Source organism: Spirilliplanes yamanashiensis (assembly GCF_016863475.1).
Taxonomy (GTDB): domain Bacteria; phylum Actinomycetota; class Actinomycetes; order Mycobacteriales; family Micromonosporaceae; genus Spirilliplanes; species Spirilliplanes yamanashiensis.
Genome location: NZ_BOOY01000005.1, coordinates 1 through 21100, shown reverse-complemented (window position 1 = coordinate 21100; position 21100 = coordinate 1). Strand labels below are relative to the sequence as shown.

Sequence of the window (21100 nt, the reverse complement as noted above, 5' to 3'; positions counted from 1 at the left end):
GGTTCCTACCTGAAGATGGAGATCGGGTTGACGATGTCGGCGGTGACCGTGAGCAGCGTGAACGCGCCGCCGATGAGGATCACCGCGTACGTGACGGGCATGAGCTTGAAGTAGTCGACGCGGCCCGGGTCGGGCCGCTTGAGCTTGGCGTACAGCCACGAGCGGACCCGCTCGAACCAGGCGATGGCGATGTGCCCGCCGTCCAGCGGCAGCAACGGCAGCAGGTTGAAGATGCCGATGAACACGTTGAGCGCGATGAAGATCATCAGGAAGTACTGCGGCAGGCCGGCGGCGATCGCCTCGCCGCCCAGCCGGCTCGCGCCGACCACGCTGATCGGGGTCTCCGGGTCGCGCTCGGAGCCCGTGATCGAGTTCCACAGCGCCGGGACCTTCTCCGGGATCTTCTTCAGCGACTCGAACGTGCCGACGACCAGCTGCTGGGCGTAGTCGCCGACCGCCGGGAACGCGCCGGTCGCGCCGTAGGTGACGAACGCCGGCTTGGTGGTCGTCCAGTTCACGCCGGCCAGCGCCACCCGCTGCACCGGGCCGTCCGGGTCGCCGATCGGCGCGCGCTCCACGGCGACCAGCGTCACCGTCGCGGTGCCGGTCTGCCCGTCGCGCACGTAGGTGAACGGCACCGGCCCGGGCTGCTGGGCGCGGATCGTGTCGGTCAGCTCGCCGTAGTTGTCCACCGGCGTGGTGCCGACCTGGGTGATGACGTCGTTGGTGCGCAGGCCCGCCGCGAACGCCGGGCTGGCGATGTCGGTGCCGGTGCCGACCGCGCACGGCCGCTCCGACGCCTGGATCTTCACGCACTCGCCCACGAACACCTGGGCGGGCTGGCTGCGGACCTCGGTGTCGTCCTTCGGCAGGTCCGGGTTCGGCAGGCCGACGAACGCCGCCGCGAACCACAGCGCGACGAGCGCCAGCGCGAAGTGCGTGATCGAGCCCGCCGACATGACGATCGTCCGCTTCCACACCGGGAAGCGCCACATCGCCCGGGGCTCGTCCTCCGGGTCGATGTCGTCGTCCTGCGGCGTCATGCCGACGATCTTGCAGAAGCCGCCGAGCGGGATCCACTTCACGCCGTACTCGGTCTCGCCGCGGCGGAACGAGAACATCGTCGGCCCGAAGCCGACGAAGAACCGGGTCACCTTCATGCCGAAGCGCTTCGCGGTCACCATGTGACCCGCCTCGTGCAGGCTCACCGAGATCAGGATCGCCAGCGCGAACCCCACCACACCGAGCGCGTACAGCATCAGGCTCCTCTTGCCGCAGTCACGATGATGTCCTGGGCCTGCGCGCGCGCCCAGGTCTCCGCGGCCAGCACCTCCTCGACGGTACCCGGTTCCGCGAAGTCCGGTGCCGACGCGAGCACCCTCTCCAGCGTCTCCACGATGCCGAGGAACGGCAGCCGCCCGGCGGCGAAGGCCGCGACGCACTCCTCGTTGGCCGCGTTGTAGATCGCCGGCCGGCAGCGGCCCGCCTCACCGGCCTGCTTCGCCAGCCGCACGGCCGTGAACGCCTCGTCGTCGAGCGGCCGCAGCTCCCAGTTGTGCGCCTCGCGCCAGTCGACGCCGGCGGCCGCCCCGGGCACCCGGTCGGGCCAGGCCAGCGCCAGCGCGATCGGCAGCCGCATGTCCGGCGGGCTGGCCTGGGCCAGCGTCGAGCCGTCGGTGAACTCGACCAGCGAGTGCAGCACCGACTGCGGGTGCACCATCACCTCGATGTCGGCGTACGGCACGCCGAACAGCTCGTGCGCCTCGATGACCTCGAGGCCCTTGTTGACCAGCGTCGCCGAGTTGATCGTCACCACCGGGCCCATGTCCCACGTGGGGTGCTTGAGCGCCTCCTCGGGCGTCACGCCGGCCAGCTCCTCGCGCCGCCGGTCGCGGAACGCTCCTCCGCTGGCCGTCAGCACGAGCCGCCGCACCTCGCCGCGGGCGCCGCCGCGCAGGCACTGCGCCAGGGCCGAGTGCTCGGAGTCGACCGGCACGATCTGGCCCGGCCGGGTCACCGCCGCCCGCACCAGCGGGCCGCCGGCCACCAGCGACTCCTTGTTCGCCAGCGCGAGCGTGCGCCCGGCGCGCAGCGCCGCCAGGGTCGGCGCCAGCCCCAGCGAGCCCACCACCCCGTTCAGCACGACGTCGCACGGCCACTGCGCCAGCTCGGTCATCGCGTCCGGCCCGGCGACGATCTTCGGCAGCTTGAAGCCGCCGGTGGCGTACCCCTGCTTCTGGGCCTCGGCGTAGAAGGCGAGCTGGAGGTCCTGCACGGCGCCGGCCCGGGCGACGCCGACGACGTCGACCTCCAGCGCGAGGGCCTGGGCGGCGAGCAGCTCGACGTTGCCGCCGCCCGCCCCGATGCCGGCGACGCGGAACCGGCCGGGGTTGCGGCGCACGATGTCGATCGCCTGTGTGCCGATCGACCCGGTCGACCCGAGCAGCACGACGTCCCGCGGTTCACTCACGCGGCCATTCTCCCCGACGCCCGCCACCGGCAGGACCCGCGGTGTCCGGCGTCTCAGGCGGCGCCGTCGCCGGCGGTGGTGAGCTCGCGCTCGGCCAGCAGCCCGGCGATGCGGGCGCGCTGCTCGGCGCTCAGGTCGGCGACCGGCAGGGTGAGGAACCGGGTGCCGCCCAGGCGCAGCACCCACTGGCCGGGCAGCCGGTCGGCGGCCTCCACGTCCGGCCACGCCACCATCCCCTCGGCGAGCGCGTTGCTGGTGCGCACCCCGTCGTCGCCGATGTCGTAGCGGGTGGCCAGGCCGGCGAGCCGCCAGCTCGCCTTCACGCCGGCCTGCGTGGCGGCGAACGGGCCGACCACCGCCAGGCAGACGCCGCCGACGGCGTAGACGAAGCCCACGGCGGCGTCGCCCAGCATCAGCAGCAGGACGCCGCCGGCGATCGCCAGCACGCCGATGACGCGGATCGCGAGCAGGCGGCGGCGGAAGACGTGCTTGTAGGCGTCCGCGAGGGCGCCCCGGCTGTTCCTGGCCTCGAACATGATCCGCATCCGGGGATGGTAGACCCGCCGCGGCCCGGCGGCCGATCATGGTGGCCGCCCGTCCGTTCTGGGTAAGGACGTGCCGTGATGCGGCGGACCCGGAAGGTGCTCGCGGCGGCGTTCCGGCCGCTGCGCGGGCACGACCTCGCCCTGCACGCCGCGGCGGTGACGTTCTACGGCGGCATCGCCATCGTGCCGGTGGCGCTGCTGGCCATCTGGCTCAGCGCGCTGGTGGGCGGCGCGGACCGGATCCGGCGGCTGACCGGCAACCTGGTCGAGGCGCTGCCCGACGCGATCGGCGCCGACCGCGCGCTGGCCGCGCTCGTCGATGCGGGCCTCGACCTCGGGCCCGGCCTGGCGCTGGCGTCCCTGCTGCCCGCCACCCTGTACGGCGAGGGGCTGCGCCGGGCGTTCGTGTCGCTGCGCGACCCGGGCGAGACCATGGTGGGGTGGCGCGGGCGGGTGCTCGTGCTGCCGCTGCTGGCCGCCGCGCCGGCGCTGGTGCTGAGCCTGCTGGCGGCCATGCCGCTGGCGACGAACCTGGTCACCCGGGGCGGCTGGGTCGGCGTCGGCGGGATCGTGCTGTCGTTCTTGGCCACCTGGCTGGTGCTCAGCCCGGTGATCATCTGGGTCTACCGGGCGGTCGCGCCCGGCCGGCCGGAGTGGCTCGCCACGGTGCTGGTCGGCTCGTTCACCGCGGCGAACCTGTCCGGCTTCCTGCACGGGGCCGTGCTGTTCTGCGCCATCCCGGTCGACCTCGGCATCCCGTTCGGCGGGTTCACCGCGGTCGGCGGCACGGTGGCGGTCGGGCTGTGGCTGTACCTGCTGCACGTGATCGTGCTGGCCGGCTACGCGGCCACCCGGCAGGCGAGCGCCTGGCTGGTCAGCCGACGGGAGCGGGCTCCCGCCGCGGAGCCGGCTCCGACTCACTGATGCCGTAGCGCCGGTAGACCCGCGCCAGCGGCCCGGGGGCCCACCAGTTCCACCGGCCGAGCAGCCGCATCGTCGCGGGCACCAGCAGCGCGCGGACCAGCGTCGCGTCCACGATGATCGCGACGATCATGCCGACGCCGATCGTCTTGATGACGGTGACCCCACCCGTCGCGAAGCCCGCCACCACGACGATGAGCAGCAGCGCCGCCGCGGTGATGATCCGGCCGGTGCGCTGCAGCCCCGTCGCGACCGCGCTGGTGTTGTCGCCGGTGCGGTCCCACTCCTCGCGCACCCGCGACAGCAGGAACACCTCGTAGTCGGTGGCCAGCCCGAACAGGACGGCCAGCACCAGGATCATGTTGCTGGGCTCGATGAAGCCGGTGGACTGGAACCGCAGCAGGCCCTCCAGGTGCCCGTCCTGGAAGATCCACACCACGACGCCGAACGACGCCCCGATCGACACCAGGTTCATCAGCACGGCCTTGATCGGCAGCAGCACCGAGCCGAACGCCAGGAACAGCAGCACCATCGTGGCGCCCGCCATGATCAGCGCCATCCACGGCAGCTTCTGCGCGAGGCTCTCCAGCAGGTCCAGGTCGTACGCGGGGCGGCCGGTGACCAGCACCTCCGCGCCGGCGGGCGGCGGCAGGTCGCGGATCGCGCCGACCAGCTCGCGGGCACCCTCCGAAGTGGGCGCGCCGTCGTAGCCGACGGAAACGACCGACGCGTCGCCGCGGCTGCCGCTGACCCGGGCGCCGGTGACGCCGTCGAGCGCGTCGACGCGCGCCGCGAAGGACTCGGCCCCGGCCTGGGACGTGCCGGAGACGAGCACGTCGATCGGGGCAGGCGGGCCGCTGGGGAAGTCGCCGCGGATGCGCTCGGCGACGATCCGGGCCGGGGTGTCGGCGGGCAGCACCTGCTCGTCGAACCCGCCGAACTGCACCCGGGTGAACGGCACCGCGAACAGCCCCAGCACGAGGATGACGCCGACGGCGTACAGCACGGGCCGGCGCATGACGCTGCGGGCCAGGCGGGCCCAGCCGGCGCCGGGCTCGCCCGGGTGGCGGCGCAGTCGTGGCAGCGGGATGCGCAGGCTGTCGATGCGGCGGCCGAGCAGCACCAGGGCGGCGGGCAGCACGGTGAGCGCGGCCAGCATGGCGATGAACACCGCGGCCATGCCGCCGATGGCCATGCCGCCCAGGAACGGCTGCGGGAAGATCAGCAGGCTGGACAGCGCCAGCACGATCGTCAGGCCCGACACCATGACCGTCCGGCCGGCGGTGGCGACGGTGATCCGGATGGCGTCGGGCACGTCCCGGCCGTTGCCCAGCTCCTCGCGGAACCGGCTGACCACGAACAGGGCGTAGTCGACGGCCATGCCGAGGCCGAGCAGCGTGATGACGTTGATCGCGAAGACGGAGATCTCGGTGACGTAGGTCAGCGCGCGCACCGCGACGAACGCGCCGAGGATGGCGACGCCGCCGATCAGCAGCGGCGACAGGGCGGCGATGAGCCCGCGGAAGATCAGGATGAGCAGCAGGAGCAGGACGGGCAGCGAGATGATCTCGGCCCGCACGATGTCCTTCTCGGTCTGCGAGTTCGACTGGTCGAGGAACGCCACGTTGCCGCCGACGTGGGTCTGCACGCCGGCGGGCGCCAGGTCGTCCTCGACGGCGCGCAGGGCGGCGATCTTGGTGTCCTCGTCGCCGTCGACCAGCGTGATCGCGCCGTAGGTCGAGTACCGGTCGTCGGAGACGAGCGTCGGCGGCGCCTGCGGGTCGAGGTAGCTGACCACCGAGACGACCTCGGGCCGGGCGCGCAGCTCGGTGACGACCTCGCCGACGGCGGCGCGGAAGGCGGGGTCGTCGGCGGTGCCCGAGTAGCCGGTCCACAGCACCACGAGGTCCGGGTCCTCCCGGCCCACCTCGTCGGCGATCCGCTCGTACGCCCGCATCGCCTCGCTGCCGGGGTCGGCGTAGCCGCCGCCGGTCAGGGCGCCGAAGACGCCGGCGCCCCAGGTGGCCCCCGCCACGACGAGCGCCAGCCCGGCGGCCAGCACCCACCAGCGCGTCCGGACGACCGCCCGCCCCCACCACGCGAACATGGCCCGTCCCCCTCGCCCCCGGCTACAGTCGGGACCACCCGCCGCCCCGGTGAACACCGTTAACTTCAGCAACACCGTACCCGTCGGTCAAGGGGAATCCGCATGACGACGACCACGCCGAGCCGGCGCTCGGCCACCGTGGCCGCGATCAAGGCGACCGCCCGGCGGCTGCTGCGCTCCGGCGGGCCGGCCGCCATCTCGCTGCGCGCCATCGCCCGCGAGATGGGCATGACCGCCCCCGCCATCTACCGCTACTTCCCCGGCCTCGACGCGCTGGTCGTCGACCTCACCGGCGACCTGTTCGCCGAGCTGCGCGACGCCGTCGACCGGCCCGGCGACGACGACCCCCTCGTGCGCCTCGCCGAGATGGGCCGCCGGTTCCGCCGCTGGGCGCTCGCCAACCCCGGCGAGTTCGCCCTCGCCTTCGGCAGCCCGGTCCCCGGCGTCACCCAGTTCGACCGGCACTGCCTCGAACTCACCGACGGCGGGGCCCGCTTCGGCGAGGTGTTCCTCGACACCATCGCCGCCGTGTACGCCGTTCACCCGCCCCCGCCGATGCCCGCGAACCTGGGCGACCCGGGCTTCCTGGCCGCGCTGCAGCCGTACCGCGACGCCCACGGTGACCGCTTCCCGCTGCCCGTCGTGTCCGCGTTCCTCATCGGATGGACCCGCCTGTACGGTCTGGTCGCGATCGAGGTTTTCGGGCATCTGAGGTGGGCCGTCACGGACGTCGAGCCGCTGTTCGAGGCCGAACTGAGCAGGACGATCACCGGAATGACCGGCGGTGCCTGACGGACCCAGGCGCTAGGCTCGTCCGCCATGACCGAAGAGAAGCCGACCGCGCCGCCCGACCGGGCCGACGTGGTGATCATCGGAGCGGGCCACAACGGGCTCGTCTCCGCGGTGCTGCTCGCCCGTGCCGGGCTCGACGTCGTCGTGCTCGAGGCCGCGGACGTCCTCGGCGGCGCCACGCGCACCGAGCACCCCTTCCCCCGGGTGCCCGGCCTCGGCCAGTCCACCGGCTCGTACCTGCTCGGCCTCATGCCCCCCGAGCTGCTGCGCACCCTCGACGTGGACATCCCCGTGCTGCGCCGCGACCCGCACTACTTCCTGCCGACGCCCGGCCCGCCCGGCTCGCCGTACCTGCTGTTCGGCAGCGACCCGGCGGCCACCCGCGCCCAGCTGGAGCGCCACTTCTCCGCCCGCGACGTCGCGGCGGACGAGGCGCTGCAGGTCGAGATCGCCGCGCTGCGCGCCGACCTCGCGCCCGCCTGGCTCGACGAGCCGGCGTCCGTCGAGGAGATCGCCGACCGGCACATCCGGCCGCAGCTGCAGTCCACGTTCATCGACCTGGTGCGCGGCTCGGTCGCCGACTACCTCTCGCGGTTCGGGTTCAAGAGCGAACTGCTGATGAGCATGTACGCGGTGACCGACGGGCTGTCCGGCCTCAACGCGGGCCCCGACGACCCGGGCACCGGCCACAACTTCCTGGTGCACAACATGTGCCGGCTGCCCGGCGCCGACGGCACCTGGATGATCGCCGAGGGCGGCATGGGCACCGTGTCGCGCACCTTCGCCGACGCCGCCCGCGCGGCCGGGGCGCGGCTGTTCACGTCGTCGCCCGTGGCGTCCGTGACGGTCAGCAACGGGGCCGTGCGCGGCGTCGTGCTGGCCGACGGGCGCGAGGTCGCGGCGCGCATCGTGCTCGGCGCCTGCGACCCGTACCGGCTGATCGACCTGGTGCCCGACGGCGCGCTGCCCGCCGCGCTGACCGAGCGCATGGAGGCGGTGCGCCGGCCCGGCACCACACTGAAGATCAACATGGCGCTGCGCGGCCTGCCGCGGTTCTCCTGCCTGCCCGAGGGCGCGCCCAGCCCGTTCGGCTCCACCGTCCACCTGCTGCCCGGCACCACCGGCGAGTCCCCGATGGCGGCGCTGCGCGCGATGTGGCGCGACGTGCAGGACGGCCTGCTGCCCGCCGAGCCCACCATCGAGTGGTACCTGCACACCACCGTCGACCCGTCGCTGCGCGACGCCGACGGCCACCACTCGGCGGCCCTGTTCGTGCAGTCGGTGCCGTACCAGCCCGCCGGCACGACCTGGGACGCGGCGCTGCTCGGCTACGTCGAGCAGATGCTCGCCATCTGCGACCGGTACGCCCCCGGCACGTCCGACCTCGTGGTCGACACCATGCCGCTGAGCCCGCAGGGCATCGAGCGGCACTTCGGGATCACCGGCGGGCACATCCACCACGTCGACAACACGGTCTCGTTCGCCGACCGCATGCCGTACTCCACCGGCCTCGACGGCCTGTACGCCGGGTCCGCCGGCTGCCACCCGGCGGGCAGCGTCATCGGCGCGGCCGGCCACAACGCCGCCCGGCGCATCCTCACCGACCTGTCCCACTGACGACGCGACGGCCCGCAGCCTCCGGGGAGGCTGCGGGCCGTACACATTGCGGGTTCAGGCGGCCGCGGGCGGCGGCGCGGTGGCCGCCCGGCCCGGCGGCATCAGCGCCCAGCCGATCAGCACCAGCACCAGGCCGAGGCCCATCGCCATGGCGGACACGCCGAACGCCAGCACCGAGGTGAACAGCGACGCCCGCAGGAACGACGCGTTCATCATGGTCGCCCGGACCGGGTCCTCGCGGTCCAGCTCGGCGTACGTCCTGCCGCCGCTGGCCTCCATCGCGTGGTGGTTGATGATGTCGGCCTGCGCGTACGCGGTCAGCGGGCCGTCGACGACGTCGCCGCCGAACCAGCGCGCGTCCTCGGCCACGGTGATCTTCTCGTCGGCGAGCTGGTCGCGGATCATCGTCCAGGTGGTCGCGCCGGCGAGCAGCATGACCGCCCCGGCGAGGATGACCAGCAGCCCGAGCAGGCGGTTGCGGTGGGCGGCGTGCGCCGCGGCCGCGCCGGCCGGGGTCGGCGCGACGGCAGTGTCTCCGGACATGAGCCCTCCCTCGACAAGTCTTTTGTCAAGAGCGTAGGAGGGCGAATCCGGCCATTGCGTCGATTCGCGCGAAATCGGAGATCACTCCGCGGCGCGCTCCGCGCGGATCTTGTGGCCGACGCTGGTCAGGCAGCGGCCCGACGGCAGGTCGAACTTCCAGCCGTGCAGCTGGCAGGTCAGCACGTTGCCGTCGACCATGCCGAAGCGGCTCAGGTCCGCCTTCAGGTGCGGGCAGCGGCGCTGCACCGTCCAGCCGCCCAGCTGGGTGTCCTCCGCCTCCACCGACCTCTCGTGCTCGTCGTACCAGCCCTCCGCGTACTGGAGGCGCTCCTCCGACAGGCACTTGAAGAACGCGTAGACGAACTCGTTGTACTGCCCGATCCGCGCCGCCGAGAAGCGGCACGACAGGAACAGCGAGTTCACCCAGTCGCCCTCGTCGATGAAGATCAGGTGCTCGATCAGCGCGCGCTGCGTCCGGAAGCGGTACCGCACCTTCTCGTCCGCGTACGGGCGCACCTGCTTGCCCGGGAAGTCGACCACGATGGACTCGATCGCGTCGCCGTCGTACGACTCCAGGTCGAAGCGCACCGGCCCGCCGACGCCCTTCGCCAGGTAGATCGACTCCTCCAGCAGCGGCTCGATGCGCGCCTTCAGCTCCTTCAGCACGTCGATCTCCGGGTGCCGCCAGGACGCCTTCTCCGCCTCGATCACCGGGCGCTTGCGCTCGCGCATCTCCTCCAGGTGCGCCACCTTGTCCGCGAAGAACTCGTCCACCGGCACCGGGTGCGTCGTGACGATCGATTCGCGGGTCAGCTCGCTCACGCTGCCCGGCAGCAGCACCACGCCGTTCGTGCCGCCCACCTTCGCGTACTCGCGCAGGAACACCGACTGGTCCGGGAAGATGTTGCCCTCGTCGCCGAAGATGTCGTTGAACTGCCACAGCTCGTCGTCGAGGAAGCACGGCGGGCCCGCGATCGGGAAGACGTGGTCGGCCTTCAGGTCGTCGATGTAGCGCCACGTGCGGTCGAACTGGCGGTCGCGCTTCTGCTTGCCGAACGCCCGCTTCGCGCTGTCCGGCAGCTCGTAGACCATCGGGTACCAGATCGCGCCCGAGAACTGCAGCATGTGCGCGTGCACGTGGCCCAGCTCGGCGAACCGGCTCAGGTCCGACGGGCGGGCGTCGTTCTGGTTCAGCACCCGGATGCCGTCGTGCTCCACCCACAGCGACGAGTCGCCGATCGGGCCGTCCGTCGGGCTGATCAGCGCCTGGATCATCACGCGCAGGCCGCCGTCGAGCTCGTGCACCTCGTCGGACTTCGTGCGCACGAAGCTGGTGAAGCCCAGGTCGCGCAGCTCGTCCTCGAGCTGGCTGGTCGGGTACTCCGGCAGCAGCACCGTCGCCTTCTTGCTGACGAAGTTCCGCAGGTGCGCCGCGTCGAAGTGGTCGCGGTGCAGGTGCGACACGTACAGGTAGTCGACGTCGCCGAGCGTCTCCCAGTCGAGCAGGGAGTTGTCCGGGAACGGGAACCACGACGCGAAGTACGCCGGGTTGACCCACGGGTCGCACAGGATGCTGCCGGCGGCCGTGTCGATCCGCATGCTGGCGTGGCCGGTACCCGTGATCCGCACCGCACTTCTCCCTCTGCCTCGGCTCGCGTGACCGCAACGACGCTACCCGAGGCGCGAACCGAGGGTCCGCGCCACCCGGCCGGGCAACACGTGGGAGACTGACCGCGAACGTGAACGAACCTGGAGGGACCGACGTGGCGGAACACGAGCCGGTTGTCGCACCGGACCAGCTCAAGCCGGGCAGCCGCAAGGGCGCGCGCATCGGCGCCGTGCTCACCGCGGTGATCCTCGTGGCGATGCTGTTCGGCAACAACGACATCAGCGGCACCGAGAAGATCTGGATCATCGGCACCGCGGTCGGTCTCATCGCCGTCCTCGGCATCGACGCCGTGCTCAAGCGCAACGGCCTGCGCAGCTGACCGAGCGCTGAAAAGGCCCGCCCCCGGCAGGGAGCGGGCCTTTCGTGCGTCCGGGGACGGTCAGCGGCGGCGCAGGATGTCCTTCACCTCGCGCAGCGCCGCGTCCACCTCCGCCTCGAAGTAGCCGTTGGGCACCAGGCCGAACTGCAGCGTGTCCAGCTCGTTCTCGTGCACCGGCATCGGGCCGCGGCCCGCCATCGCCTGCAGGATCTGGTCGAACAGCCCGTCCACCTGGGCCGGGTCGTAGCCGCTGCCGAACCGGCGGGGCTGGAACGTGCGCCGCAGCTGGTCCACCCGGTGCAGGTCGCCGCCCGGGCCGCCCATCGGCGGGCCGCTCATCGGCGAGCTGGGCAGCGGGGGCGCGCTCATCGGCGACGGGCCGCCGAAGCCGTTGCCCTGACCGCCGTAGCCGCCCGGACCGCCGCCGAAGCCGTTGCCCTGGCCGCCGCCGTAGCCGCCGCCCGGCGGGGGGCCGTAGCCGCCCGGCTGGGGGCGCTCGTAGTCGCCGCGGTCGCCGCGGTCCGGCGGGCCCAGCGGCGGGCGCTGCTGCTCCCGCTCGGGCATGCGGATCTCCGCCGTCATGTCCATCTTGCCGTGCCGGCCCGGCTCGAACGCGTCGTAGCTGCCGGTGTCGTAGCCGCCCGCGTCGTAGCCGCCCGGCTGGGCGGCCGCCGGCTGCTGCTGGCCGTAGCCGGGCTCGTCGTAGCGGCCGCCGTACGGGTCGGGCTGCGGCGCGCGCGCCGGGGCCTGGCGGGCCGGCATCGGCGGCGCCGGCGGCGGCATCGGGCGCTCGTCGCGCACCGGCGCCTGCAGCCGCTCCGTCGGCGGGGCCACGTTGCGGCTCATCGAGCCGGTGCGCTCCGCGGGCCGCGGCTCGGGGCGGCCGCCGCGCTCCTCCAGCTCGGCCAGCTGCCGCTCGACACGGTCGAGGTGCAGGTCGACCTGCCACTCGTCGTAGCCGCCGAAGCGCACGCGGAAGACGACGTCGTGCACCTCCTGGGCGCCGACCGGCCCACCGACCTGCTCACCGGCGAGGGTGGCCTCCACCCGGTCGAGGAAGGCGTCCACCTCGTCGACCTTGTAGCCCCGCCGGAGCGCCCGCCGCCGGAAACGCTGCCCATGGCTGCTCACTGTGTCTCCCGTTTCGCCCGCTGGGATCGCCGCCCAGTCACTGTGCCACCTCCGCCGCGCCGGCGCCCGGCACGGCGGGTCGCCCGCCGTCCGCGCCGCCCACGGCCCCCACATCGGTCAGCTCACTCGCGGCCAGCTGGCCGCACGCCCCGTCGATCTCGCGGCCACGCGTGTCGCGGACCGTCGTCGCCACCCCGGCCGCCCGCAGCCGCCGGACGAATTCACGCTCGGCAGGCTTCGGGCTCGCGTCCCAGCGGCTGCCCGGGGTGGGGTTGAGCGGGATGAGGTTGACGTGCGCGAGCTTGCCCGCGAGCCGCCGCCCCAGCAGATCGGCGCGCCACGGCTGGTCGTTCACGTCCCTGATCAACGCGTATTCGATGGAAACGCGACGGCCGGTGCGAGCCGCGTACTCGAACGCGACATCGAGCACTTCGTCCACCTTCCAGCGCTGATTGACGGGAACAAGCTCATCGCGCAGATCATCATCGGGCGCGTGCAGGGACAAGGCAAGGGTCACGGACAGGTCCTCGGCGATCAGCCGGCGCATCGCGGGCACCAGGCCCACCGTGGAGACCGTGATGTGCCGCTGCGACAGCCCCAGGCCCTCGGGCGCCGGTGTCGTCAGCCGCCGCACCGCCTCGATCACCCGCGGGTAGTTGGCGAGCGGCTCGCCCATGCCCATGAACACGATGCGCGACAGCCGCGGCGGGCTGCCGGTGACCGCGCCCGAGGCCGCGACGCCCGCCAGGTGCACCACCTGGTCGACGATCTCGGCGACCGACAGGTTGCGGGTCAGGCCCGCCTGGCCGGTGGCGCAGAACGGGCACGCCATGCCGCAGCCGGCCTGGCTGGACACGCACGCGGTGATGCGGTCCGGGTAGCCCATCAGCACGCTCTCGACCATCGCGCCGTCGTGCAGCCGCCACAGCGACTTGCGGGTGGCGCCGTCGTCGCAGCTCAGCTCCTTGACGGACGTCAGCAGCCGCGGCATCAGCCGCTCGCCGAGCGCGTCGCGGGTCTTCGCCGGCAGGTCGGTCATGCGCTCGACGTCGCGCTCGAACCGGCCGAAGTAGTGCTGGGACAGCTGCGCGGCGCGGAACGCGGGCTCGCCCAGCTCGGCGGCGGCCGCGCGGCGGCCGGCCAGGTCGAGGTCGGCCAGGTGGCGCGGCGGCATGGCGGGGCGGCGTCGCGTGGCGACGGCGTCGGGGGTGTCAGGGCTGGTCGGAATGACCGGAAGCATCGTCATGGCCGGTCAAGTGTCCCACGCGTCGCTGTGCTCATGACACCGGCGCGATCAGGCTGAGCAGCAGGTAGGCGGCCGGGACGGCGAACAGGATCGAGTCGAGCCGGTCCATCAGGCCGCCGTGGCCCGGCAGCAGCGAGCTCATGTCCTTGATCCCCAGGTCGCGCTTCATCATCGACTCGGTCAGGTCGCCCAGCACCGCGACCACCGCGATCACGGCGCCGAACAGGGCGCCCTCGAGGAAGTTCGCGCCGTCGACCGCCAGGGCCAGCAGGATGCCGCTGCCCAGCGCCGCCGAGAACACCGAGCCGCCGAAGCCCTCCCACGACTTCTTCGGGCTGATCTTCGGGGCCATCGGGTGCTTGCCCAGGAAGACGCCGAACGCGTACCCGCCGGTGTCGCTCAGCACCACCGCGAGCAGCACCGCCAGCACCCGCCACTCGCCGTCCGGCTGGTCGCGCATCAGCACCGCGAACGACAGCAGGAACGGCACGTACACCGCGATCAGGACGGTCGACGTGAGGTCGCGGCGCAGCGCGGCCACCCCGTCGGCCAGCCGCCACAGCAGCGCGGCGCACACCGTCACCAGCAGCGCCATCGTCAGGCCGTCCGTGCCCGCCCACCACGCCAGGCCGGTCATCAGCAGGCCGCCCGCGACCAGCGGCAGCAGCGGCGGCCGGGCGTCGTCCGCCTCCACCGCGCGGACCATCTCCCAGATGCCGATGCCCGCCGCCACGGCGATCACGCCCAGCAGCGCCGGCTCCCACAGGAACAGCGCCGCCAGCAGCACCGCGCCCAGCCCGGAACCCACCCCGACCGCCGCGGGCAGGTTGCGGCCCGCGCGGCTCGTCGTGGGCTCGCCCGGGGACGGCCGCGGCGACCGGCCGGCCCGCCGCTTGCCGCGGGCGCCGCGCGGCACCGGCTCGCCGGCCACCGGCGCGGTCGGCGAGTTCCACGCCGGGTCGTCACCGCTCACCGGGTACGCGGCGGCCGGCTGGTCCCAGCCCTCGGGCTGCCAGCCACCGCCGTTCGCACCGGAACCGGTCTCGGCGTACGCATCGGGCGCGGCACCACCGTGCCGCGCCCAATGGCCGGTCTGCTCGCCGTGGGAGTCGGGATAGGACATCAGACCTCGAGTAGCTCGGCTTCCTTGTGCTTGCTGAGCTCGTCGACGTGGGCCACGTACCGGTGCGTGACGTCGTCCAGCTCCTTCTCGGCGCGGCGCACCTCGTCCTCGCCGGCCTCGCCGTCCTTGACGATGCGGTCGAGCTCCTCCTTGGCCTTGCGGCGCACGTTGCGGATCGCCACGCGCCCCTCCTCGGCCTTGTGCTTCGCCACCTTGATCATCTCGCGGCGGCGCTCCTCGGTCATCTGCGGCAGGTTGATGCGCAGCTGCGAACCCTCGTTGTTCGGGTTCACGCCGAGGTCGGAGTCGCGGATCGCCCGCTCCATCGCGCCCAGCTGGGACATGTCGTACGGCTTGATGAGCACCATCCGGGGCTCCGGCACGCCGATCGAGGCCATCTGCGGCAGCGGGGTGGGCGCGCCGTAGTAGTCGATGATGATCTTCGAGAACATCGCCGGGGTCGCGCGGCCGGTGCGGATCGCCCCGAACTCCTCCTTGGCGTGCTCGACGGCACGCTCCATCTTCTCCTCGGCCTCGAAGAGGATCTCCTCGATCACCTGGGTCGCCTCCTTCTCGTGTACCGCGTGTTACCGGGTGATGAGGGTGCCGATCTGCTCGCCGCTGACGGCGCGGACGATCGTGTCCTCGCCCTCCGCGCCGAAGACCAGCATGGGCAGGTCGTTCTCCATGCACAGGCTGAACGCCGCGGCGTCCGCCACCCGCAGGCCGCGCTGGAGCGCCTCGGCGAACGTCACCGCGTCCAGCTTGCGGGCCGTCGGGTCCGTGCGCGGGTCGGCCGTGTAGACGCCGTCCACGCCGTTCTTGCTCATCAGCACGAGGTCCGCGTGGATCTCCAAGGCCCGCTGCGCGGTCACCGTGTCCGTCGAGAAGTACGGCATGCCGGCGCCCGCGCCGAAGATCACGACGCGGCCCTTCTCCAGGTGCCGGATCGCCCGCAGCGGTATGTACGGCTCCGCGACCTGGGCCATCGTGATCGCGGTCTGGACCCGCGTCTCGATGCCCTCCTTCTCGCAGAAGTCCTGCAGCGCCAGGCAGTTCATGACCGTGCCGAGCATGCCCATGTAGTCGGCCCGGGCCCGGTCCATGCCCCGCTTCTGCAGGTCGGCGCCGCGGAAGAAGTTGCCGCCGCCGACGACCACCGCGACCTGCACACCGCGGCGCGTGACCGTGGCGATCTGCCGGGCGATGCCCTGCACCACGTCCGGGTCCACGCCGACGGCCCCGCCGCCGAACACCTCGCCGGACAGCTTCAGCACGACCCGGCGCGGCTTGCGGGACGGATCGAACACGGGGTCGTCCAGTCCCTGGGTCTGCTGCGTCACCATGGTCATGCGAGCCCGCCTTCCCTTCGCCTTGCTGTGGACCCTATGTGACGGGGAGGCCGGGTGCTCATCGCGATGCACCGGCCTCCCCGTCCACGACTGCCGTCAGGCTCAGGCCTGGCCGACCTCGAACCGCACGAAGCGGGTGACCTCGAGGCCCGCGTCAGCGGCGACCTGCTTGACCGTCTTCTTGTTGTCGGCGACCGACGCCTGCTCCAGCAGCACGAAGTCCTTGAAGAAGGAGTTCACCCGGCCGTCCACGATCTTGGTGATCGCCTGCTCGGGCTTGCCCTCCTCGCGGGCGGTCTGCTCGGCCACGCGGCGCTCGGTCTCGATGACGTCGGCCGGCACCTCGTCCCGGGTCAGGTACTTAGGGCGCATGGCGGCGATCTGCATGCCGACGGCGCGGGCGTCCGCGTCGGCGGCCTCGTCGTTCTTGCCCGTGTACTCGACCAGCACGCCCACCTGCGGCGGCAGGTCCTGCGCCTTGCGGTGCAGGTACACGGCGACGTTGTCGCCCTCGAGGACGACGAAGCGGTTCAGCACCAGCTTCTCGCCCATCTTCGCGGCGAAGTCCTGCAGCACGTCGGCCACGGTGCGGCCCTCGTACTGCGAACCCAGCAGCGCCTCGGCGTCCTTCGCCTTGATCTGCTCGCCGTGCGCGACGAGCGACTGCGAGAACGCCACGAACTCGGCGTTCTTCGCGACGAAGTCCGTCTCACAGTTGATCTCGAGCAGCGCCTTGCCGGAGTGGGCGACGAGCCCGTTCGCGGCGGTGCGGCCGGCACGCTTGCCGACGTCCTTCGCGCCCTTGATGCGCAGCAGCTCGGTGGCCTTGTCGAAGTCGCCCTCGGCCTCGTCGAGTGCCTTCTTGACGTCCATCATGCCGGCGCCCGTGAGGTCGCGGAGCTTCTTGACGTCCGCGGCGGTGAAGTTGGCCATGACTCTCTCTCGGTCCTCGGTCTCGATGATTACTCGGCGGCGGCCGCGACGGGCTGCTCGTCCGGCTTCTTCTCCTCGAGCAGGTCGCGCTCCCACTCGGCCAGCGGCTCGCCACCCGCGACGCCCGCCTCGGGCTTGTCCTCGGCGTTGCGGCCCCGGCCCGAACGGGCGATCAGACCGTCGGCGACGGCAGCGGCGATGACCTTGGTCAGCAGCTCGGCCGAACGGATCGCGTCGTCGTTGCCCGGGATCGGGAAGTCGACCTCGTCCGGGTCGCAGTTGGTGTCGAGCACCGCGATGACCGGGATGCCCAGCTTGCGGGCCTCGTCGACGGCGATGTGCTCCTTCTTGGTGTCGACGACCCAGATCGCCGACGGCACCTTCGTCATGTCCCGCAGACCACCGAGGGTCTTGGTGAGCTTGGTCTGCTCACGGAACAGCTGGAGGGTCTCCTTCTTCGTGTAACCCGCGGCGGTGCCGGTCAGGTCACCGATCGCCTCCAGCTCCTTCATGCGCTGCAGCCGCTTGTACACCGTCTGGAAGTTGGTGAGCATGCCGCCCAGCCAGCGGTGGTTCACGTACGGCTGGCCGACCCGCGTCGCCTGCTCGGCGATGGCCTCCTGCGCCTGCTTCTTGGTGCCGACGAAGAGGATGTGACCACCCTCGGCGACGGTGCCGCGCACGAACGCGTAGGCCTTCTCGATGTAGTCGAGGGTCTGGCGCAGGTCGATGATGTAGATACCGTTGCGCTCGGTGAAGATGAAGCGCTTCATCTTCGGGTTCCAGCGGCGGGTCTGGTGCCCGAAGTGGACACCGCTCTCCAGCAGCTGACGCATGGACACGACGGCCATGGTGATGTGCTCCTTGCAGGTCCCTGGTTGTCACGCCCGCCGGCCGGCGGGCGTCCTGGCGCCCGGTCGCCGGCCATGGTGGGCCCGATGAAGATCGGGACCAGGGGGCCGCCGCTGCCGGTCTTTGTGACGGACCGTGCAGAGGGCGCGCGAGGTCGACCGCACAGGGCGGTCGCCGGTTGACAAGTGTACGCCCCGCGGCGCGCGGCGGTCGGGCAGGTCACCGTGAGGCTGAGCGGGACGCGCGAAACGGACTAAGGGTTCGTTATCCGGCGCGGTTATGGGCGGTTCGGACGGTTCGCGGCCTTGGCATGCGCTTCCGCCGCCCTGGTCTCAGCCCACCGCGAGTGCGGCGGCCGCCAGCAGCGCGAGCCCCACGGTCAGATACCCCACCGGCGGGCGCAGCCACGCCCCCTGACCACCGACCCGGCCGCCGTTGGCGAGCGCCCACAGCCCCATCCCGGTCAGCGGAAGCCCGAGCAGCAGCAGGCTGGCCGGCACGATCTCCCGGGCCACCGGCTCACCGCCGAACGCCGCCGACAGGAACAGCCGCACCGCCGGCACGGCCAGCAGCACCACGAGCACGATCATCCCGATGCCGACGGCGGGCCGCCGGCTGGCGTAGACGGCGTCGTCGGGCCGCGCGACGGGCACGGGCGGCAGGACCCCGGTCGGCTCGGCCGCCGGGATGCCTCCGCCGCCGTAGGTGGTGCCGCCCCCGGAGACCGGCCCGACGGCAGGCGCGCTGACGGGCGCCGGCCCGCGGGGGCCGGGCGGTGCGCTGCGCGGGACGGCGGGTGCGCTGCGCGGGGCGGCCTGCGCGCCGCGCGGTGCGGGCGGCGGCTCGGTGGGCAGGGCGCCGGGCGGCAGCGGCGGGACGAGCGGCGCGGGCACCACCGGGTCGGCGGTGTGCCGGGTGCCCTCGGAACGCAGCGGGAAGCGCATGGGCTCGTGGGCGGCGCGCACCTGCTCGTCACCGAACCCGCCGGAGTCGGCGCCGAACGAGCCGGGCTTGGCGTCGCCGCCGAACCCGCCCGCGGCGCTGTCGAAACCGCCGGGCTTCGGGTCGGCGCCGAAGCCGCCGGACCCGCTGTCGAATCCACCGGACCCGCCGTCGAAGGCGCCGGTGCCCGGCTCGGCGCGCAGCCGCCCGGTGCCGGTCTCGCCGGGCAGCCGCGAGCTGTCGGACCAGCGCTGTTCCGGCACCCGATAGGGCTCGTCGGCCTCGTCGGCGGCGGGGCGCTCGAAGGCGGAACCCCCGTACCAGCGGGGGTCGGGTTCGTCGGCGTAACGGCGATTGCCTTCCACGGTGTCGCACCGTATGCGACCGGCGGGACGCGCGCCAGCCGGGAGGTAGCACAGCGACGCAAGCGGACGGCCCGTCGTCCACACCGTGCGGCCGTCCACAGGATCCGGCGCCGACAGGGGCGGCGGGGGCGCCGGTGCGGCCACGGTGTGCGCCATGACGAATGCACGGCAGGCCCTCGGCGCGTACGGCGAGCGGCTGGCGGAGGCGAACCTCGTGGCGCAGGGCATGGTCGTCGTCGACCGGAACTGGCGCTGCCCCGACGGCGAGGTCGACCTCATCCTGCGCGACGGCGACGCGGTGGTCTTCTGCGAGGTGAAGACCCGCCGGACCGCCACGTACGGCCCGCCGGCGGCGGCCGTCGCGGGCGCCAAGGCCCGCCGCCTGCGCCGGCTCGCCGCGCACTGGCTGGCCACCACCCGGGTACGCCCGCGCGACGTCCGCTTCGACGTCGTGGCGATCGTGCTGGGCCCGGACGACGCGGCGGCCATCGACCACATCCGCGCGGCGTTCTGAGGTGAGCTACGCGAAGGTGCTCGCCGTCGGCCTGACCGGGGTCACCGGTCACGTCGTGGCGGTCGAGGCCGACCTGGCCCTCGGCCTGCCCGCCATGACCCTGACCGGCCTGCCGGACACCGCCCTCAACGAGGCCCGCGACCGGGTCCGCGCCGCCATCGTCAACTCGGGCCGCACCTGGCCGAACCGCCGCATCACCGTCAACCTGCTGCCCGCCACCCTGCCCAAGCACGGCTCGGGCTTCGACCTGCCGGTGGCGGTCGCGGTGCTGGCCAGCGCGGGCGAGCTGCCGCCCGCCCCGCTGGACGGCGTCGCCCTGATCGGCGAGCTGGGCCTCGACGGCACGGTACGCCCGGTGCGCGGCGTCCTGCCGATGGCCGTGGCGGCGGCCCGCGCCGGCCTGACGCACCTGATCGTCCCGGCGGCCAACGCCCGCGAGGCCTCGGCGGTGCCCGGCCTCACCGTGCGCGCGGTCGACACCCTGCACCGCCTGCTCGCGTACGTCCGCGACGGCGGCGCCCTGCTCGACCCGCCACCGCCGGACGACGCGCCGTCAACCTCGATGCCCGACCTGGCCGACGTCACCGGCCAGGCGCTGGCCCGCCGCGCCCTGGAGGTCGCCGCGGCGGGCGGTCACAACCTGTCCCTGCTGGGCCCGCCCGGCGCCGGCAAGACCATGCTCGCCGAGCGCCTGCCGTCGATCCTGCCGCCGCTGTCCGACGCCGACGCGATGGAGGTGACGGCGGTCCACTCGATCGCCGGCGCCCTGCCCGCGGACGGCCGCCTCATCCGCCGCCCGCCGTTCCAGGCCCCGCACCACAGCGCCTCGGTCGCCGCGCTCGTCGGCGGCGGCTCCGCCCTGGCCCGGCCGGGCGCGCTGTCGCTGGCCCACCGCGGCGTGCTGTTCCTCGACGAGGCGGCCGAGTTCAGCACCCGCGCCCTGGACGCCCTGCGCCAGCCCCTGGAGAGCGGCCGCGTGACGATCGCCCGCGCCCACGGCAGCACCGAGTACCCCGCCCAGGTCCAGCTGGTCCTCGCCAGCAACCCGTGCCCGTGCGCGAAACCGGCCGGCGACACCGCCTGCGAGTGCACCCCGCTGGTCCGCCGCCGCTACCTGGCCCGCATCTCCGGCCCGCTGCTCGACCGCATCGACGTCCAGGTGACGCTCAACCCGCTGCGCGCCGCCCACCTGATGACGGACACCACCACGGAGCCGTCGTCCGCGGTGGCCGCCCGGGTCGCCGCCGCCCGCGCGGCCGCAGCGGCCCGCTGGTCGCCGGGCGCCTGGCAGGTCAACGCGGAGGTCCCCGGCCCGCACCTGCGCCGCCCGCCGTGGCGGCTGCCCGTGCGCGACACCGCCGACCTGCGCCGGTCGCTGGACTCGGGCGCGCTGTCGGCCCGCGGCTTCGACCGCGTGCTCCGCCTCGCCTGGACCATCGCCGACCTCGACGGCCGGCCACGGCCGGACCGCCACGACGTCAACGAAGCCTCGCTCCTCCGACTGGGAGACCACCGATGACCATCCCGCCCCCGTGGCCCCTGGCCCTGTCCGCTCCCCCGCCGCCCGGCGCGCCTCGGCCTGGCCCACCGTCCGACGCGCCCCCGCCTGGCCCACCGTCCGACGCGCCCCCGCCTGGCCCACCGTCCGACGCGCCCCCG

At 73.3% G+C, this 21100-nt stretch carries 20 protein-coding genes; 6 read left to right on the top strand and 14 right to left on the bottom strand.

Annotated elements, in window-relative coordinates; genetic code table 11:
• Positions 1-5: 5 nt before the first annotated feature.
• The 3 genes from Sya03_RS04325 to Sya03_RS04315 are packed head-to-tail and all read right to left on the bottom strand — an operon-like array spanning position 6 to position 3015.
• Positions 6-1259: a M50 family metallopeptidase gene (locus Sya03_RS04325; RefSeq protein WP_203936845.1), complete on the bottom strand. Its 1254-nt coding sequence runs from the start codon at positions 1257-1259 to the stop codon at positions 6-8.
• Positions 1259-2470 (bottom strand): 1-deoxy-D-xylulose-5-phosphate reductoisomerase, encoded by a 1212-nt coding sequence (gene dxr / locus Sya03_RS04320; RefSeq protein WP_203936844.1) that lies wholly within the window; start codon positions 2468-2470, stop codon positions 1259-1261. Before dxr ends, Sya03_RS04325 begins: the two co-directional genes overlap by 1 nt.
• A 53-nt stretch (positions 2471-2523) precedes the next feature.
• Positions 2524-3015, bottom strand: a complete 492-nt coding sequence (locus Sya03_RS04315; protein WP_203936843.1) for a YcxB family protein — start codon at positions 3013-3015, stop codon at positions 2524-2526.
• Positions 3016-3093: 78 nt separating this feature from the next.
• Between Sya03_RS04315 and Sya03_RS04310 the strand changes: the two genes are divergently transcribed.
• Complete coding sequence (locus Sya03_RS04310) at positions 3094-3939, top strand: YhjD/YihY/BrkB family envelope integrity protein (protein WP_203936842.1); 846 nt, start codon at positions 3094-3096, stop codon at positions 3937-3939.
• Here Sya03_RS04310 and Sya03_RS04305 read toward each other — a convergent pair.
• Positions 3890-6043: an MMPL family transporter gene (locus tag Sya03_RS04305; RefSeq protein ID WP_203936841.1), complete on the bottom strand. Its 2154-nt coding sequence runs from the start codon at positions 6041-6043 to the stop codon at positions 3890-3892. The genes Sya03_RS04310 and Sya03_RS04305 overlap by 50 nt on opposite strands.
• Positions 6044-6145: 102 nt before the next feature.
• Between Sya03_RS04305 and Sya03_RS04300 the strand changes: the two genes are divergently transcribed.
• A complete protein-coding gene (locus Sya03_RS04300; protein WP_203936840.1) occupies positions 6146-6835 on the top strand; it encodes a TetR/AcrR family transcriptional regulator in 690 nt (229 codons plus the stop codon).
• 27 nt (positions 6836-6862) lie between these two features.
• Positions 6863-8452: a phytoene desaturase family protein gene (locus Sya03_RS04295; protein ID WP_203936839.1), complete on the top strand. Its 1590-nt coding sequence runs from the start codon at positions 6863-6865 to the stop codon at positions 8450-8452.
• A gap of 54 nt (positions 8453-8506) precedes the next feature.
• Here Sya03_RS04295 and Sya03_RS04290 read toward each other — a convergent pair whose 3' ends face one another.
• Together Sya03_RS04290 and Sya03_RS04285 are read right to left on the bottom strand one after the other, a co-directional pair.
• On the bottom strand, positions 8507-8995 hold the full coding sequence (locus tag Sya03_RS04290; RefSeq protein WP_239107101.1) for an aromatic ring-opening dioxygenase LigA: 489 nt from the start codon (positions 8993-8995) through the stop codon (positions 8507-8509).
• Between the two features lie 81 nt (positions 8996-9076).
• On the bottom strand, positions 9077-10624 hold the full coding sequence (locus tag Sya03_RS04285; RefSeq protein ID WP_203936838.1) for a Rieske 2Fe-2S domain-containing protein: 1548 nt from the start codon (positions 10622-10624) through the stop codon (positions 9077-9079).
• Between the two features lie 134 nt (positions 10625-10758).
• Between Sya03_RS04285 and Sya03_RS04280 the strand changes: the two genes are divergently transcribed.
• The gene (locus tag Sya03_RS04280; RefSeq protein WP_203936837.1) at positions 10759-10983 is read left to right on the top strand and encodes a DUF2631 domain-containing protein; all 225 of its coding nucleotides are present in this window, start codon (positions 10759-10761) and stop codon (positions 10981-10983) included.
• A 60-nt stretch (positions 10984-11043) separates the two neighbouring features.
• On the opposite strand, the gene Sya03_RS04275 is transcribed toward Sya03_RS04280, so the two are convergent.
• From Sya03_RS04275 to Sya03_RS04240, 8 genes are all read right to left on the bottom strand, one after another.
• Entirely contained in the window at positions 11044-12114 is a 1071-nt protein-coding gene (locus Sya03_RS04275; RefSeq protein ID WP_203936836.1) for a DivIVA domain-containing protein, read from the bottom strand.
• 37 nt (positions 12115-12151) lie between these two features.
• Complete coding sequence (gene rlmN, locus Sya03_RS04270) at positions 12152-13360, bottom strand: dual-specificity RNA methyltransferase RlmN (protein ID WP_203936835.1); 1209 nt, start codon at positions 13358-13360, stop codon at positions 12152-12154.
• A gap of 31 nt (positions 13361-13391) precedes the next feature.
• Positions 13392-14483: a phosphatidate cytidylyltransferase gene (locus Sya03_RS04265; RefSeq protein ID WP_203936834.1), complete on the bottom strand. Its 1092-nt coding sequence runs from the start codon at positions 14481-14483 to the stop codon at positions 13392-13394.
• Positions 14483-15040, bottom strand: coding sequence for a ribosome recycling factor (gene frr, locus Sya03_RS04260; RefSeq protein WP_203936833.1), 558 nt, complete (start codon positions 15038-15040; stop codon positions 14483-14485). Before frr ends, Sya03_RS04265 begins: the two co-directional genes overlap by 1 nt.
• 30 nt (positions 15041-15070) lie before the next feature.
• Entirely contained in the window at positions 15071-15835 is a 765-nt protein-coding gene (gene pyrH, locus Sya03_RS04255; protein WP_203936832.1) for a UMP kinase, read from the bottom strand.
• Positions 15836-15937: 102 nt separating this feature from the next.
• Positions 15938-16768: a translation elongation factor Ts gene (gene tsf, locus Sya03_RS04250; RefSeq protein WP_203936831.1), complete on the bottom strand. Its 831-nt coding sequence runs from the start codon at positions 16766-16768 to the stop codon at positions 15938-15940.
• 29 nt (positions 16769-16797) lie between these two features.
• Positions 16798-17619 (bottom strand): 30S ribosomal protein S2, encoded by an 822-nt coding sequence (gene rpsB, locus Sya03_RS04245; RefSeq protein WP_203936830.1) that lies wholly within the window; start codon positions 17617-17619, stop codon positions 16798-16800.
• A gap of 333 nt (positions 17620-17952) precedes the next feature.
• On the bottom strand, positions 17953-18927 hold the full coding sequence (locus tag Sya03_RS04240; protein WP_203936829.1) for a hypothetical protein: 975 nt from the start codon (positions 18925-18927) through the stop codon (positions 17953-17955).
• 154 nt (positions 18928-19081) lie between these two features.
• Here Sya03_RS04240 and Sya03_RS04235 point away from each other — a divergent pair, with 154 nt between their 5' ends.
• Both Sya03_RS04235 and Sya03_RS04230 read left to right on the top strand, forming a co-directional pair.
• On the top strand, positions 19082-19441 hold the full coding sequence (locus Sya03_RS04235) for a YraN family protein (RefSeq protein WP_203936828.1): 360 nt from the start codon (positions 19082-19084) through the stop codon (positions 19439-19441).
• A 1-nt stretch (position 19442) separates the two neighbouring features.
• Entirely contained in the window at positions 19443-20960 is a 1518-nt protein-coding gene (locus tag Sya03_RS04230; RefSeq protein ID WP_203936827.1) for a YifB family Mg chelatase-like AAA ATPase, read from the top strand.
• The last annotated feature ends 140 nt before the right edge of the window (positions 20961-21100 follow it).